Origin of the sequence: Leptospira selangorensis (assembly GCF_004769405.1) — a bacterium.
Taxonomy (GTDB): Bacteria; Spirochaetota; Leptospiria; order Leptospirales; family Leptospiraceae; genus Leptospira_B; species Leptospira_B selangorensis.
In genome coordinates this window covers 267,257-280,415 of record NZ_RQES01000018.1, presented here as the reverse complement: position 1 = coordinate 280,415, position 13,159 = coordinate 267,257, and the positions used below count along the sequence as shown (strand labels likewise).

Sequence of the window (13,159 nt, the reverse complement as noted above, 5' to 3'; positions counted from 1 at the left end):
CAGATTCCATTTGATATAACAAATGCTTCATTCGATATAACGAATATGGAGCAAGTAATCGGCAAAGAAACTGATATCCTACCTTTCTTCCAGCCGATCTTGTCCGTAGAAGATGGACAAATTTTCGCTCATGAGGTTTTGGCTCGCAAAAAGACCGTAGATGGTATCGTTTCTGCCGGTTATTTATTCTCTGCCGAAGCCGGACTATCTGATTCTGAATTAGGAGAATTAGAAGAAAGCCTCTGGAGAAAAGCATTAGAAAAACTTAAAGTTCATCCGGACCAATCCAAATTATTTCTGAATATTTCTCCTAATCGCCTTTATAGAGAATTGGAAAATGAAAGGATTGATTCTTTCAGATTATTACGTTTAGCCAGAGAATATGGAATAGAACCGAATCGTATTATTTTAGAAGTCACTGAAGAGGAATTTTCGGGAAGCCTGGACTCATTAAGGATCGCAGTGGACCTTCTCCGCGCATACGGATTTAAGATCGCATTGGACGATTTAGGCTCGGAGGCTTCCGGTATAGAAAGAGTGGGACTTCTCCGCCCGGACTTTTTAAAATTAGATCTCAGATTAATCAGAGCATCTTCTCGTTCTCCATCTGTTAGAAAAGTATTGGAACATATACGTGACCTTGCATTCTCCCTGGGAGCTTCCGTTTTATACGAAGGTTTGGAAACCCAAGAAGAATTATACTTTGCATTAGAAGGCGGAGCCAGATTCCTACAGGGATTTTTACTTTTGAGACCCGGAGCAGAACTTTCCACAGGCAAAGAACCTTCTCTATCCATCAAAGAAATGGTGAAATTTTTTCATCAAAAAAAGATGGAAACACTTAAGCAAGAGTTGAGTTTTGAAAATAAGATCAGGCTAACTTTAGGGGAACTTCTGAACCCTTTTCCTATATTACAAATAGCGAATAGATATTTGATAGATGCATATACGGTTTTTCAATCTTCTAAAGAGATCCATAGGGTTTATATCACTGATTCTAAAGGAACTCAATTATCTCCTTATTATATGAGAACCGGTGAAGATTCTTTTAGGGAAACGAGCCATGGGATCGGTAAAAATTGGTCTTATCTTCCTTATTTTTATAGGCAGCTTAGAGATTCGATGAGAAAGCCTGATGATTGGGGAATGAGCGAGAGATATTTTGATAGCGACGCGGTTAAAGATCTGATCGTTTTTAGCAGAGAAGTGGGATCCGGTGCTTACGTATTTTTAGACGTGACCGCTCCTCGCCTGTACTAAAAAACGGTTTCAATGAGCGTTATTGAAAATCAAATCCTGCAAGATATCTATAGGGCATCTTCCGAAGGAGGATTTCTCACTATGAGGGATTTAGAACTGAATACTTCTCTTACCGAATGGAATTTGAGACCTCATTTAGAAGATTTAAAAGAGGCCAGTCTGATAGTGGAGCACCCGGAAGGTTTCCAGGTGGCTCCTAAAGGCAGACATTTTTATAAAAGTAACTGGGGTTAATTCGGAACTTCTAGTTCTTCTTCTAAAACTTCTTCTTTTTTTCCCTGAGTTCTATTCAGTATAATCACAGAAGAAATCGCGAATACTCCTCCGAGTAATGTGCTCAATTTAGGTTCTTCTCCCAAAAAGATCCAACTTCCCAAAAGTGCGGTAACCGGAACTAAGAATATAAAGGAACTTGCAGTTCTGGATCCCAATCTACTGGATGCATAAAAATACACAGTGGTCCCGAAAGTCGTGGATATTACGGAAAGATAAAGTAATTGGACCCAGAAATTCCAATTATTGTCCATTACTCCGCCTAGATCGTATGGAAATGCAAGAAATAGATCCAGTATTGTTCCGATGCTGAACACATAAAAGCTGTACACCATCGGAGACATTCTTTGCCCTGTGCTATGACTATTCATACTTAGAATTGCCCAACTGAATGCACAGAGTAAAAAATAAACATTCCCTGATTGGAAGAGTAAGGTCCAATCTCCTTCCCAAATTTTTAAGAGTAAGAATCCACCGGTTAATCCGATGAACAAACCTATAAATTCTTTTCCGGAAGGAAGTTTTCTTTGGAATGTATGGACCAAGATATAAGTAAAGATCGGATTCATTGTGGTGACGAGTACCCCACCTGCTCCGGCCAAACCTTGGCTAAGCCCTAATAGGAAGAATTGATTGTATATTGTATATAAGACAGCGCCTATTGCTACTTGTAATAATCCTTTTTTATCAGGTAAGGCAATGGATTCTTTTCTGATGATCAATACTGGAACTAAAGAAAGCGCTGTGGCTAAAAATCTCCAGAATACAATTACGATCGGAGGTTCGGTCCCCACGATTGATTTTGCGGAAGGCCAAGCGAATCCCCAGCTCACCATAGCAATTACGAGTAGGATAAAGAATTTTATAGATTGATTTTGGAACATCCCTAGTTCTGCCTCATTACCAGTTTTTTTGTTCTCTCTTTGAAGAGGAGTATAATAAAAAACCCGGCCTTAGGTGCCGGGTTTCCTTTCGACTTTAGTCTGTATCTGAAAGATCATGCATTTAGATCGATTAGATAACCCCTGCGAGTAATTTGATCGTCGGTATTTACGCCTACCTTGGCGAGACTCTTCGGCGCTGTCACAACAGTATCCATGTTGCTGAGCGGATGAAGACGATCCGGCATATTACGGATGGTGAATTCGGATTGGGAGAATTGTTGGGCTGCTCGGTTATTGCTTCCGGCTGCGTTGATTTCTTGTAACATAACTGCGAATCCTATTTTTACAAAATTTAGACTATTCAGGAAGTTCTGTAAAGAAATAAATTTCGGGTCAAAAAGGCCACTTTAGTCGCGCGTGTAGGAACTCCAACACACGAACCAAAGAAGATTTTAGGAGCTCCTACAGAGCCTCACCTTCCCAACGAGGATATACCATCTCTTCTTCCTCTTCCGGTATAGAGGAACCTGCTTCGTCCTCGAGTAAGGTAAACCCTCTTGGTTCACCTATAAATTCAGGAAAATATTCGAAGAATAACTTACCAGCGATAATACGTTTGGCGGCAGGATAATTCTGTTTGAATGTATCAGAGAAGTCCAATTCAGGCAATTGGTGAAATTGGATCCTGTCTTCGAAATTAATAAAGTCTTGTTTGGAAAATCCAATATTTCTAGAAACAATTTCATCTTTGAGTAAGATCCAATCTAGTTTGAATCTCATTCGATATCCTTGGAATGCGGAAGATCTTTGGATTAGATTTACTATTCTCATCAAAGGGTATTCCATATTATAATATGGAGTAAGATAGATCATTAGGTATCTTTGGGAAAAACCTAGAGGTTCCCAAACATTTTCGGGAGAAATATTATTATCACCGTCGAATCTTAACTCTTCTAACATGGAGTGAAGAGCAGGAGCATTCTTTTTTTCGGTATAAAATTCCTGAATGGCGATCTCTCCAAATTCCCCGTAATAGAGCCATTTGTACAGGTCCTGGATCTCTGCCAAAGGATGAGCTTGCAAGAATCGATTCAAACTCTCGATCTTTTCTTCTCTGGTACGGTTTTCGTCTATCTCCTTGTGAATCATAAACCTTAAGGGAGATTTTTAGATCGGGTCATCCTCAAATTCAAGCCTAAAACTGATCTTTGAGAATTTTAGAAAAAGTTTATTCTTGGTTTTTATACTTCTCTTTATCGGAAGCAAATTCTTGGCCTTTGATCAAACGGATCAGATTTGTCCTATGTAAAACCAAGATAGTTGAACTGATACATATGATTGCCCAAAAGACAGGAGTATTAAAACTTTTACCGTCTATTAAAGAAAGTAGATAGTACGAAATAGGTAGAGTGATTGCTCCTCCTATCGATCCAATCGATACGAAACCGAAGATCTTCTTCAAACTTAAGAATACAATTAAGGTGATAAGAGTCGGTCCTGGAGCAAGCACTGCAAATACTCCAAAGCTCGTGGCCACTCCCTTCCCCCCTTTAAACTTTAAAAAAGGAGAAAACATATGACCAAGGACCGCTGCCACTCCACAAAAAAGAGAAAGATATTCTTGGGACTCTCCATAGATCGACCGGATCACGAGTGGAAACACCGCGCCCTTAGCAATGTCCAAAAGTAAAACGGGAAGTCCTATCTTCCAACCAAGCATGCGAGTTACATTGGTGGCACCGATATTCCCGCTTCCTTTTTGTCTGATATCTATTCCTTTAAATTTAGCGGCTAAAAATCCGAAAGGAATTGAGCCTAAAAGGAAAGATGCAGGTAAGAAGAATAAGTATAGCTCGTTCATTTTCGATCAGATCTCAATTCTAAACGGATCGGGATCCCTTTCAGATTATACTTCTCCGTTAACTTCTTCTTTATAAAAGTTAATAGGTTTGATTTGAAATAATCTATATGGTTCACGAATAAGATGAGATGAAACGGAGAAACGGAAACTTGTGTACAATACAACATCTTAGGAGGTTTATTTGCGGAGAAGGACCTACCCGCTTCCGCCATCCAAGCCCGAAGAGATTGGTTTAATTCCGAGGTAGAGATCTTTTTCTTAGAACGGGCCGCAAGATCGATGGTCATTTCCATCATCTTATGGATCCTTTGTTTTTCCTTAGCGCTTAGAGTGATGATCTGTATTTCTTTAAGGAGAGGAAATCTGGAGTATAAACGTTCTTGGTAGTTTTTAAAGGAATCATTATCCTTTTCTTCTATTGCATCCCATTTATTTACGGCGAGTAAGAAAGGTTTTCCTTCTTCTTGGAGCATTCCTACGATCTTTTTATCGAATTCCCCAAAACCTTTGAGCGCGTCCAAAAGATGAATGACCACGTCGGAATTTTGAATGGTTCTTTTTGTTCTTTGGTAAGAATAAAATTCCAGGGCCTCTGCCTTATCCGATTTCCTGCGAATACCTGCAGTATCCGTAATACGGATTTTTTTTCCGTCGAAGGTAACTGTCGTATCTACCGAGTCTCTAGTTGTTCCTGCAACTTCGCTCACAACCGCTCTATCATATCCGCAAAGTGCATTTAATAAACTGGATTTTCCAGCATTCGGTTTTCCTACGATCGCAAGACTGAAATCTTCGGTAGAAACAGAAGGCGTTTCCTCTTCTTCCGTGGTTTGGTTTTTTCTTTTCGCGGTTGGAAGTAAGAATGCAATTTTTTCCAGAAGAAGTGGAAGGTTCCTTCTTCCTATTGCAGAGATCGGTAAGATCTCTGACAGACCCATCTTATAAAAAGAATCCAGGTCTTCTTCGTCTTCCGGATGATCCACTTTGTTTACACAATATAGAACCGGTATCTGAGTTAGTTCAGGGTCTTTTCTGAATTTATCAATGAGTTTGGAATCGTAAGAAGTGACCTCATGTAGGTCTAGAAGAAAAACTACAAGGTCGGATTCAGCAACTTGTCTGAAAGCATTTTCAAGAACTGCTTCTTCCAGACTTTCCGGTCTTTCTATATCCAGACCAGGAGTATCTGCCAGAATAAAGTCTAGTCCCTTCTCCGGATTTAAAACACGAGCACGAAGAACATCACGCGTCACACCGGGGTAATCCTCGGTAATCGCTAATTTCTTTTTAAGAAGTGCGTTGAATAATGTGGACTTACCAACATTCTGGCGTCCTACGATACTTATAATCGGAACTCTTTTTTTAGAGGACATTTAGGAGTAATTCTTGGTCTTCATCGCTCTCGCGATTTCCAGTTTTGCGTCGCTTTTTTTCATATCTTCCCGTTTATCATAGAGCTTTTTAGGTTTTCCTAATGCTAACTCGACTTTCGCCCAACGGTTCTCTTTGAAATATACTTTAGTAGCGACGAGCACCAATCCCTTTTCTTTGATCTGTTTATCTAGTTTATCTATCTCTTTTCTATTCAGTAGAAGTTTACGTGGGCGAATATCAGGATGGTTTGTATATCCCCCGTTCTTATACGGAGTGATGGAAAAACTATCCAGGTAAACTTCTCCGTTTTTTATCTTAGCAAATGCATCAGTGAGGTTTGCTTTTTTTTCTCGGAGACTTTTAACTTCCGATCCGGACAAAACGATGCCTGCTTCGATGAATGAGATCAATTCGAAGTTAAACTTGGCTTTTTTATTTACCAGAGGTTGAGGGCTATTGTCTTTTTCCTTCTTCGTTGCCATAGTTCCCAAGCGCGGGGCATACCCGCACTGCCGTTATCGGGAAGAATGGTGAGTCAGGATCAATCTTCCCAGTTCTGCTCCGATTAAATTCGGCATATTATAAAAGTTTTCGGAAGTGATTTGGATAGAATCCGGAAATAAATGTTCCGCAATATATCTGCGTCCCAGTCCCACACCCAAAAACACGTAATTTTTATTCGAATGTTTAAGGATCTCTGCCTTTAGACGTTTATTGTCTCGGGATTGGATCTCCTGTTCGATCTCCGTTTTACCCCTTTGTCCCCTAAAGTCCGAAATCATAACCAGTATTTTCGTCTGGGCCTCCGGGGAAAAGTAGGATTCTATCTGTTCTAAGAGCTGGTATTCTTCGATTGAATCCCCTTGCCAGTCCGAGCGGAGAGAATCGAACATCTCCTCTTCCTTTTTGGAGTCGAAGTATTCGTCCATTCGTTTCACTTGAACCAAATCGATCCTGTCTTTTCGGTTCATTCTATCAGAATAAGCCGTTACGGAGAAGTTTACGTCATGTTCATCCAGGATATGAGCGCTGGAGAGCATTGCGGATAATGTAGCGACAGAATATTCGAAGTTGAAGATCCTACGGGACTTGGAAACCAAGAAGGCGACTTCTACACCTTTTAGTTTTTCTTCATCCTTATCTATCGTGGTCTTATCGAATACCTTAGAGTCCCCTTTTCCGGAGAGAAAGGATATATATTTTCTGGTGTCGATGCGAGAACCTTCACTTCTATACATCCGGTTGATATCTATTTCCGGATCAAAAAGTCTTTCTAGGTTCAGTTCTACTTCTTCCAAACTGCGCCCGAATACTTCCTTAAATTCTTTGATGCTTGTTTGGATTGTGTATTCCCAAAGTATCCTGCGCTTTGCTAAGAATGCTTTATATAATTCTTCAGTGCGATAACCCCAGGCTCCACCTCCGCCTGCGGGTTCACCTTGGCCCATGTTTCCTCTGGTCTCTTGTCCGTACCAGGCGTCCGGGCCTTCTTTTCTTTGGCCGCCCGTTTCAGGAGTATTGATCTCCAGGCCTTCTCTTAATTCTCTTCCTGAGTTTTTAAGTTCCGCTTTTCCGGTAAGAGGTTCTCTTTTATGTAATTCAGGATCCCACCAACGTTTCTTTTCGATTTCGGTAGAAGGGGTCAGAGTTTTTTTTTTCTTATCCTCCAAGGTTTGGAAGAAGTCCGATACAATCTCGATTCCTGATAAGGAGAATTCTAAAATTCTCTCCAACTCTTTTCTTTCTCCAGGATCAGAAACCTGATTGGAATAAGCGATCTTTCCGCCTCTAAGAGCGATCTCACGCAAGCCCTCTTTTCCGAGAGACTCATCCGCGTAGCGAAGAATATGATCCTTCCATTGCAGAAGATTAGAAAGTCCGAATGTATAAGGCATTAAATTCGCAGAACCGATGGTTCTCTTTTTGGCAAGATCCTTAATCTTAGTATGAAACTCCGCCATTTTAGAGACAAGGTCTCCTTCCGGCAGATAGAAGTTTAGGATTTCTTTAAGTGTCGCATTATCTTCCAGTTCCGGGAACAGAACAGAAGTGAATCTGTTACGGAATGCTCTAGAAATTGTAGGAGTAGACTTAGTTTTTCTGAATAATTTCAATGCGAAGATACGAGAATCTTCTTTTAAAGAAAGAGGTTTATCTTCCGAACTTTCAGGAGGAAGAACAAGTGCTCTTGCATCATCCGTAAGCATATTCAGTTTTTCTACGAGTTCCGCTCCTGCCGCTTCCAAGTTGGTGATCAGTATATTTCCACCTTCTCGAATACCTTTAGTAAGTGGGCCGTCTACCCACCCGACTTGGGAACCCGCGATCGGTTTTAAAGCACCGATAATATCAGCGGTGTGGATTCCTTTACAAAGATGAACTGCTTCTAAAGGAACACCGCTGATCTCAGTGAATAAAGGTAGAATGAGCTGAGGATCCTGCTCTTCAGAATATTCGATCAGAACGTTTTCTTTAAATTGAACCGCAGAGTAAACCTTCTCCGCAAACTCTCTTAGTTTCAAAGGCATCGGAACAGAGGATAGAATTTCTTTTGCAGTCTTCTCATTCGTTACATGGATTTCCTTATCGTTGCAGAATAAGGATCCCTTATGAACTTCGAACTTAGGTTCAGGAAGGTTCGGCTTGGATTTTAATCCAGTTTCTTTGAGTAGAAGTTCAATTTGAGAATTGCGATCATCTTCTTTGCGGAATGGTTCTACGTAGAAATTCCAGAGTTCCCTGAATCTAAGCTCAGGTTGATCAGCCTTTAGGGCGAGAATACGATTACAAAGTTTTTTAAGATTTCGGATATTGAAGTGATATTTTTCTAAATCACCTTTTCCTAAATTACCTGAAACAACTTTGGTCTCAGTCTCGAGTGAAATACGGATACAGGATTTAAGAATATCAGTATCCATGTTCGGATATAATTTTCCTAAAATGAACAAAATCTCATCTGGAGTATGAGGATCTATGAATACAGTAGAATAATATCTGGTGATATCAAAAGGAAGAGGTTTACGTCCTTCGAATCCTTCCGATGGGTTTTGGGTTCCTATAAAATTGAAACCTTCCGCACCATGGATACGAGTTCCATCTCCCTCGATCAGTTCTAGATAATTGGATTCATAAACAGTGGAAAAACGTTTGATGATATGAGGTGGACAAAGGTTCATCTCATCCGCCACAAAACTTGCACCACTTCTGACTGCCGAAGTTAATGGGCCATCTCCCCAAGCGAAACCTTTTCCATCCAAAAGTAAACGATAAGAACCGATTAGATCTTCAGGAAGAGTGTCCTCGTTAAAACTGAATCTTGCAGTCGGATGATTTCTCTTGAAGTTGATATAATAGATGAGTGCGTTTTTTCCAACACCAGCATCTCCAACGAGTAGCACCGGGCGGGATTCCAGAAGAGGATACAGAATATTTTGCAAATTCCTAACTGTGGAATCAGTCTCCACCAGATCGGAACCTAAAGAGCCGGAGTTATTTCCTAATTTAGACTTAGGTACTTTGATGCCGGCGATTGAAATTGTATCCATGTCCCCAAGATCCGGAAAGTGGAATTCCGAGGCAATCTCATTTCGTTATTTCTGAGAACGATTGGTTGGACACTCCAACTGATTCCACGAATCCAGTTTGACGAACAAATAGGTCCTACATTAGCGTATTTATATGAGCCAGAGTACCCTTGATTATGTACTAGCGCAAAGAATCCAAGGTTTGGATTCCTCAGCCATCCGAAAAGCATTCGAACTTGCCGGGACCTTAAAAGACCCGATCAATCTTTCCATTGGACAACCTCATTTTCCTTGTCCTCCGAATATTGTAGAAGCCGGAGTCAAAGCTTTACGCGACGGAAAAACCGCTTATACATTAACGGCGGGAATTCCGGAACTGAAAGAAGCTCTCTCCCAAAAATACAAACAAGAAAACGGGATCGATTACGCAAGTCCGGAACGTCTTTTAGTTACTTCCGGGATCAGCTCCGCGTTTTTATTACTTTTCAATTCTCTTTTGAACGAAGGAGATGAGTGCCTTGTAGTAACTCCTCATTTCTTGATGTATCCTGCTTATATCAAAATTTATGGCGGGAAGATGAATACTGTTTCGGAAGATTTCCAACCGGAAGATCTGAATGTATTCAAGGACAAAAAGTTGAAGATCATCATCTTCTCCACTCCTTCTAATCCTACCGGAACCGTTTTGACTAAAAAACAACTAACGGCGCTTGCGGAACTCGCAGAGAAAACGGGGGCTTATTTGATCTCCGACGAGATCTACGAGAAGTTCGATTACGATAAGTCTTTCTTATCCGTTGGATCTTTTTATGAAAGAGCGATCACTCTTTCCGGGTTTTCCAAAACATATAGTATGACGGGACTTAGATTAGCATCCATAGTCGCTCCAGCTCCTATTATAAAAACGTTAACCACCTTACAACAATACACTTTAGTTTGTGCACCTTCTGTGACCCAATGGATGGGGATAGAAGCTCTTAAAACCGATATGCAACCTTATATAGATGATTATAAGGAAAAAAGGGATTTTGTTTACGAAAATCTAAAGGATCATTACCAGCTGAAAAAAAGCGGGGGTGCCTTCTACTTCTTCTTAAAAATAAAGGAGAAGGATGATGATTTTATCGTAAAAGCAGTAAAAGAAAAAGGCCTGATCTTAGTCCCTGGTTATATATTCGTAGATTCCAAAGAATATATCCGTATCAGTTTTGCTTCCGAATGGGAGAATCTGAAACGAGGCATAACTGCACTAAAAGAACTGGCTTCTTAAGAGAAAATTTTTGGCGGAGTACTATTCCGAATTCCCATATTTGATCTTTTTCATTTGGATTGGAGGCATTTTAGTCTCCTTCTCCATGGGAAGTTTTTATTCTACGTTAGCCTATAGGATCCTTAGATTCTATTACGGAAAAGAAAGAAAGATCGGTTCTAAACTTTTTAGACTTAAAAAGATCTTAATAGAACCTTCCTCCTGCGAATCCTGTGGAACACAGATCAAAGGTGCTTCAATCATTCCAGTATTCGGATATTGGATCTCTAAAAAAGAATGTAGGAATTGTAAGGCTCCGATCAATCCATTATACTCTCTATGCGAGGCAGTATTCGGATTATTATTCGTAGTCTCCTTTCTTCTTTCCGGAAAATTATTAGGAAGTTTTGCATTCGTGGCCTTATGCGGGCATCTACTAGTCGCGGCAAGCACCGACTTCAAAAAGTTTTCCTTGGATTATGAAAATTTGCCTTTTATCGTTCTGTTCGGTGCATTGGCAAATTATCTATTATTTGATTCTGTTCCGGGAAAAGCTGAGTTAATCGTTTATGTTTCCTTCTCCGCTGTATTCTTCTTAATTTATTTTATATTTCCTGCGAGTATGGGATTTGCGGACGCAATATTCGCACCCGCATTTGCATTCTTAAGCATACATCCTTGGTGGATATTTTTCTTAAATTCTTCTTATGGGATCGCGATCATTATCACTGTCCTGAAAAGAAAAAAAGGAGAAAGTTTAAGACAAGTCCCAATCCCTATGGGAGTTTATTTTTCGATCGGACTAGTATTGACATTTATAGCCAGAATGCTTTCAAATTCAGGTTTACTTCCCAACTGGGCAGATCTCATTCTATAAGAAATATGGAAAATAAGATCTCTGATATCCGTAACGAATACAGCAAAGCATCTCTGGACGAAAAAGATATCGGAGATTCCCCCATCGATTTTTTCAAAACCTGGTTCGACCAAGCTGTACATTCGGAAGTAAGAGAGCCTACTGCTATGACTTTGGCAACTGTTCGAAAAGACGGAATGCCTGACGCAAGGATCGTATTACTCAAAGGGATCGACAAAGAAGGATTCCAATTTTATACCAATTACACAAGCGCTAAGGGAAAAGAATTAGAATCAAATCCGAATGCCTGCCTTGTATTTTTCTGGGCGGAATTAGAAAGACAGGTCCGTATCAGGGGAAAGATCTCCAAAGTTTCGAGAGCAAATTCGGAAGAATATTTTCATTCCAGACCTTTCGCAAGTCAAATAGGCGCACTCGCTTCTTCTCAAAGTGATCCGGTCGATGACAGATCTATTTTAGATAAACATTATGAAGATCTAAAACTAAAATACGAAGGCAAAACCGTTCCTCTACCTGAAAACTGGGGAGGATATATATTAGAAGCTTCTGAAATAGAATTTTGGCAGGGACGAAGAAGCCGCTTACATGATCGTATCTTATTCCGAAAAGAAAGCGGCTCTTGGGCAAAAACCAGACTACAACCTTAGTTCAGTCCGAGCAAATGCCCCATTCTCATTTTTTTAGTGAATAGATAATGGTGATTATTCCCTGTAGGTTTAATTTCTATAGGAATTCGATCCGTAACTTCCAGACCATAACCTTCCAAACCGACTATCTTACGAGGGTTGTTCGTAAGAAGTTTCATCTTACCTACACCTATATCTTTCAGGATCTGAGCGCCCACTCCGTATTCTCGAAGGTCGGGAGCAAATCCTAATTTCTCGTTCGCTTCTACAGTATCCAAACCTTGGTCCTGCATATTATAAGCCTTAAGTTTATTGATCAGACCGATCCCTCTACCTTCTTGTCTCATATAAAGAAGGATTCCCTTCCCTTCTTGAGCGATCATAGAAAGAGCGGAATGGAGTTGAGGCCCACAATCACAACGGCCGCTTCCGAAAATATCCCCGGTAAAACACTCGGAATGTACGCGGACCATTATAGGGTCGTTCTTATCAATTTTACCTTTTACTAATGCAACATGGACTTTGTCGTCGATGATTGTAGAATAAGCTCTGACGGAAAAATCTCCATACTCAGTCGGAAGAGTTGTCTCCACTTCCAAATGAATTAGATTTTCTTTTTTCCTTCTGTAACGGATCAGATCTTCGATAGTGTAAATATTGAGTCCGTGTTTTTCTGCGAATTTTTCCAGATCAGGAAGACGAGACATGGTTCCATCATCATTCATGATCTCGCAGATTACAGAAGCAGGATAAAGACCCGCAAGTTTGGAAAGATCTACAGACGCTTCTGTGTGACCAGCTCTTCTGAGCACTCCACCCGAAACTGCTTGCAAAGGAAATAAATGACCAGGTTTCATTAGGTCACCCGGAGTGGTTTTAGGATCTATCAGTACTTGGATTGTAGTCGCTCTATCCTGGGCAGAAATCCCAGTAGTAGTTCCGTTTTTTGCGTCAACGGAAACTGTGAACGCGGTCCCGTGTTTGTCACCCAAACTTAGGTCGTCCACCATTCTGTTCAGACCTAATTGTCTGAGTCTGTCTCCCTCCATAGGAAAACAAATTAGGCCTCTCCCGTAAGTGGCCATAAAATTCACCTTTTCTTTATCAGTGAATTGGGCGGCACAAACCAGATCTCCCTCGTTTTCCCGATCTTCGGAATCCACGAGAATGATCATCTTCCCCGCTTTTATATCTTCGATTGCCTGTTCAATGGAGCCGATCATGATTCCAC

At 40.6% G+C, this 13,159-nt stretch carries 13 protein-coding genes; 5 read left to right on the top strand and 8 right to left on the bottom strand.

The window, feature by feature from the left end; genetic code table 11:
- Positions 1 to 45 precede the first annotated feature (45 nt).
- Both EHO58_RS13730 and EHO58_RS13725 read left to right on the top strand, forming a co-directional pair.
- On the top strand, positions 46 to 1,260 hold the full coding sequence (locus tag EHO58_RS13730) for an EAL domain-containing protein (protein ID WP_135680307.1): 1,215 nt from the start codon (positions 46 to 48) through the stop codon (positions 1,258 to 1,260).
- Positions 1,261 to 1,272: 12 nt separating this feature from the next.
- Positions 1,273 to 1,494, top strand: coding sequence for a hypothetical protein (locus tag EHO58_RS13725; protein WP_135626042.1), 222 nt, complete (start codon positions 1,273 to 1,275; stop codon positions 1,492 to 1,494).
- Here EHO58_RS13725 and EHO58_RS13720 read toward each other — a convergent pair.
- The 7 genes from EHO58_RS13720 to EHO58_RS13690 form a co-directional block, all read right to left on the bottom strand.
- Positions 1,491 to 2,417, bottom strand: a complete 927-nt coding sequence (locus EHO58_RS13720; protein ID WP_135680306.1) for a DMT family transporter — start codon at positions 2,415 to 2,417, stop codon at positions 1,491 to 1,493. The two genes, EHO58_RS13725 and EHO58_RS13720, sit on opposite strands and share 4 nt — an antisense overlap.
- Positions 2,418 to 2,530: 113 nt before the next feature.
- Positions 2,531 to 2,743: a hypothetical protein gene (locus tag EHO58_RS13715; RefSeq protein WP_008592748.1), complete on the bottom strand. Its 213-nt coding sequence runs from the start codon at positions 2,741 to 2,743 to the stop codon at positions 2,531 to 2,533.
- Positions 2,744 to 2,879: 136 nt separating this feature from the next.
- Positions 2,880 to 3,566, bottom strand: a complete 687-nt coding sequence (locus EHO58_RS13710; RefSeq protein WP_135626040.1) for a hypothetical protein — start codon at positions 3,564 to 3,566, stop codon at positions 2,880 to 2,882.
- Positions 3,567 to 3,645: 79 nt separating this feature from the next.
- On the bottom strand, positions 3,646 to 4,278 hold the full coding sequence (gene plsY, locus EHO58_RS13705) for a glycerol-3-phosphate 1-O-acyltransferase PlsY (protein ID WP_135680305.1): 633 nt from the start codon (positions 4,276 to 4,278) through the stop codon (positions 3,646 to 3,648).
- Positions 4,275 to 5,651 (bottom strand): ribosome biogenesis GTPase Der, encoded by a 1,377-nt coding sequence (gene der, locus EHO58_RS13700; RefSeq protein WP_135680304.1) that lies wholly within the window; start codon positions 5,649 to 5,651, stop codon positions 4,275 to 4,277. Before der ends, plsY begins: the two co-directional genes overlap by 4 nt.
- Positions 5,652 to 6,134: an SsrA-binding protein gene (smpB, locus tag EHO58_RS13695; RefSeq protein ID WP_135615770.1), complete on the bottom strand. Its 483-nt coding sequence runs from the start codon at positions 6,132 to 6,134 to the stop codon at positions 5,652 to 5,654.
- Positions 6,135 to 6,167: 33 nt separating this feature from the next.
- Positions 6,168 to 9,197, bottom strand: coding sequence for an AAA family ATPase (locus EHO58_RS13690; RefSeq protein ID WP_135680303.1), 3,030 nt, complete (start codon positions 9,195 to 9,197; stop codon positions 6,168 to 6,170).
- A gap of 133 nt (positions 9,198 to 9,330) precedes the next feature.
- Here EHO58_RS13690 and EHO58_RS13685 point away from each other — a divergent pair, with 133 nt between their 5' ends.
- From EHO58_RS13685 to pdxH, 3 genes are read left to right on the top strand one after another with little or no spacing between them, the layout of a single operon-like run.
- Positions 9,331 to 10,446: a pyridoxal phosphate-dependent aminotransferase gene (locus tag EHO58_RS13685; protein WP_135680302.1), complete on the top strand. Its 1,116-nt coding sequence runs from the start codon at positions 9,331 to 9,333 to the stop codon at positions 10,444 to 10,446.
- Positions 10,447 to 10,456: 10 nt separating this feature from the next.
- Complete coding sequence (locus EHO58_RS13680; protein WP_135680301.1) at positions 10,457 to 11,302, top strand: prepilin peptidase; 846 nt, start codon at positions 10,457 to 10,459, stop codon at positions 11,300 to 11,302.
- 5 nt (positions 11,303 to 11,307) lie between these two features.
- Positions 11,308 to 11,949 (top strand): pyridoxamine 5'-phosphate oxidase, encoded by a 642-nt coding sequence (gene pdxH, locus EHO58_RS13675; protein WP_135680300.1) that lies wholly within the window; start codon positions 11,308 to 11,310, stop codon positions 11,947 to 11,949.
- Here pdxH and EHO58_RS13670 read toward each other — a convergent pair.
- On the bottom strand, positions 11,946 to 13,151 hold the full coding sequence (locus EHO58_RS13670; RefSeq protein WP_086446677.1) for a bifunctional 3,4-dihydroxy-2-butanone-4-phosphate synthase/GTP cyclohydrolase II: 1,206 nt from the start codon (positions 13,149 to 13,151) through the stop codon (positions 11,946 to 11,948). The genes pdxH and EHO58_RS13670 overlap by 4 nt on opposite strands.
- Positions 13,152 to 13,159 lie beyond the last annotated feature (8 nt).

Excerpts from the sequence above, each read along its gene's own strand:
- EHO58_RS13730 (WP_135680307.1), top strand. The coding sequence starts at position 46 with ATGGAGCAAGTAATCGGCAAAGAAACTGATATCCTACCTTTCTTCCAG.
- EHO58_RS13725 (WP_135626042.1), top strand. The coding sequence starts at position 1,273 with ATGAGCGTTATTGAAAATCAAATCCTGCAAGATATCTATAGGGCATCT.
- EHO58_RS13720 (WP_135680306.1), bottom strand. The coding sequence starts at position 2,417 with ATGTTCCAAAATCAATCTATAAAATTCTTTATCCTACTCGTAATTGCT.
- EHO58_RS13715 (WP_008592748.1), bottom strand. The coding sequence starts at position 2,743 with ATGTTACAAGAAATCAACGCAGCCGGAAGCAATAACCGAGCAGCCCAA.
- EHO58_RS13710 (WP_135626040.1), bottom strand. The coding sequence starts at position 3,566 with ATGATTCACAAGGAGATAGACGAAAACCGTACCAGAGAAGAAAAGATC.
- plsY (WP_135680305.1), bottom strand. The coding sequence starts at position 4,278 with ATGAACGAGCTATACTTATTCTTCTTACCTGCATCTTTCCTTTTAGGC.
- der (WP_135680304.1), bottom strand. The coding sequence starts at position 5,651 with ATGTCCTCTAAAAAAAGAGTTCCGATTATAAGTATCGTAGGACGCCAG.
- smpB (WP_135615770.1), bottom strand. The coding sequence starts at position 6,134 with ATGGCAACGAAGAAGGAAAAAGACAATAGCCCTCAACCTCTGGTAAAT.
- EHO58_RS13690 (WP_135680303.1), bottom strand. The coding sequence starts at position 9,197 with ATGGATACAATTTCAATCGCCGGCATCAAAGTACCTAAGTCTAAATTA.
- EHO58_RS13685 (WP_135680302.1), top strand. The coding sequence starts at position 9,331 with ATGAGCCAGAGTACCCTTGATTATGTACTAGCGCAAAGAATCCAAGGT.
- pdxH (WP_135680300.1), top strand. The coding sequence starts at position 11,308 with ATGGAAAATAAGATCTCTGATATCCGTAACGAATACAGCAAAGCATCT.
- EHO58_RS13670 (WP_086446677.1), bottom strand. The coding sequence starts at position 13,151 with ATGATCGGCTCCATTGAACAGGCAATCGAAGATATAAAAGCGGGGAAG.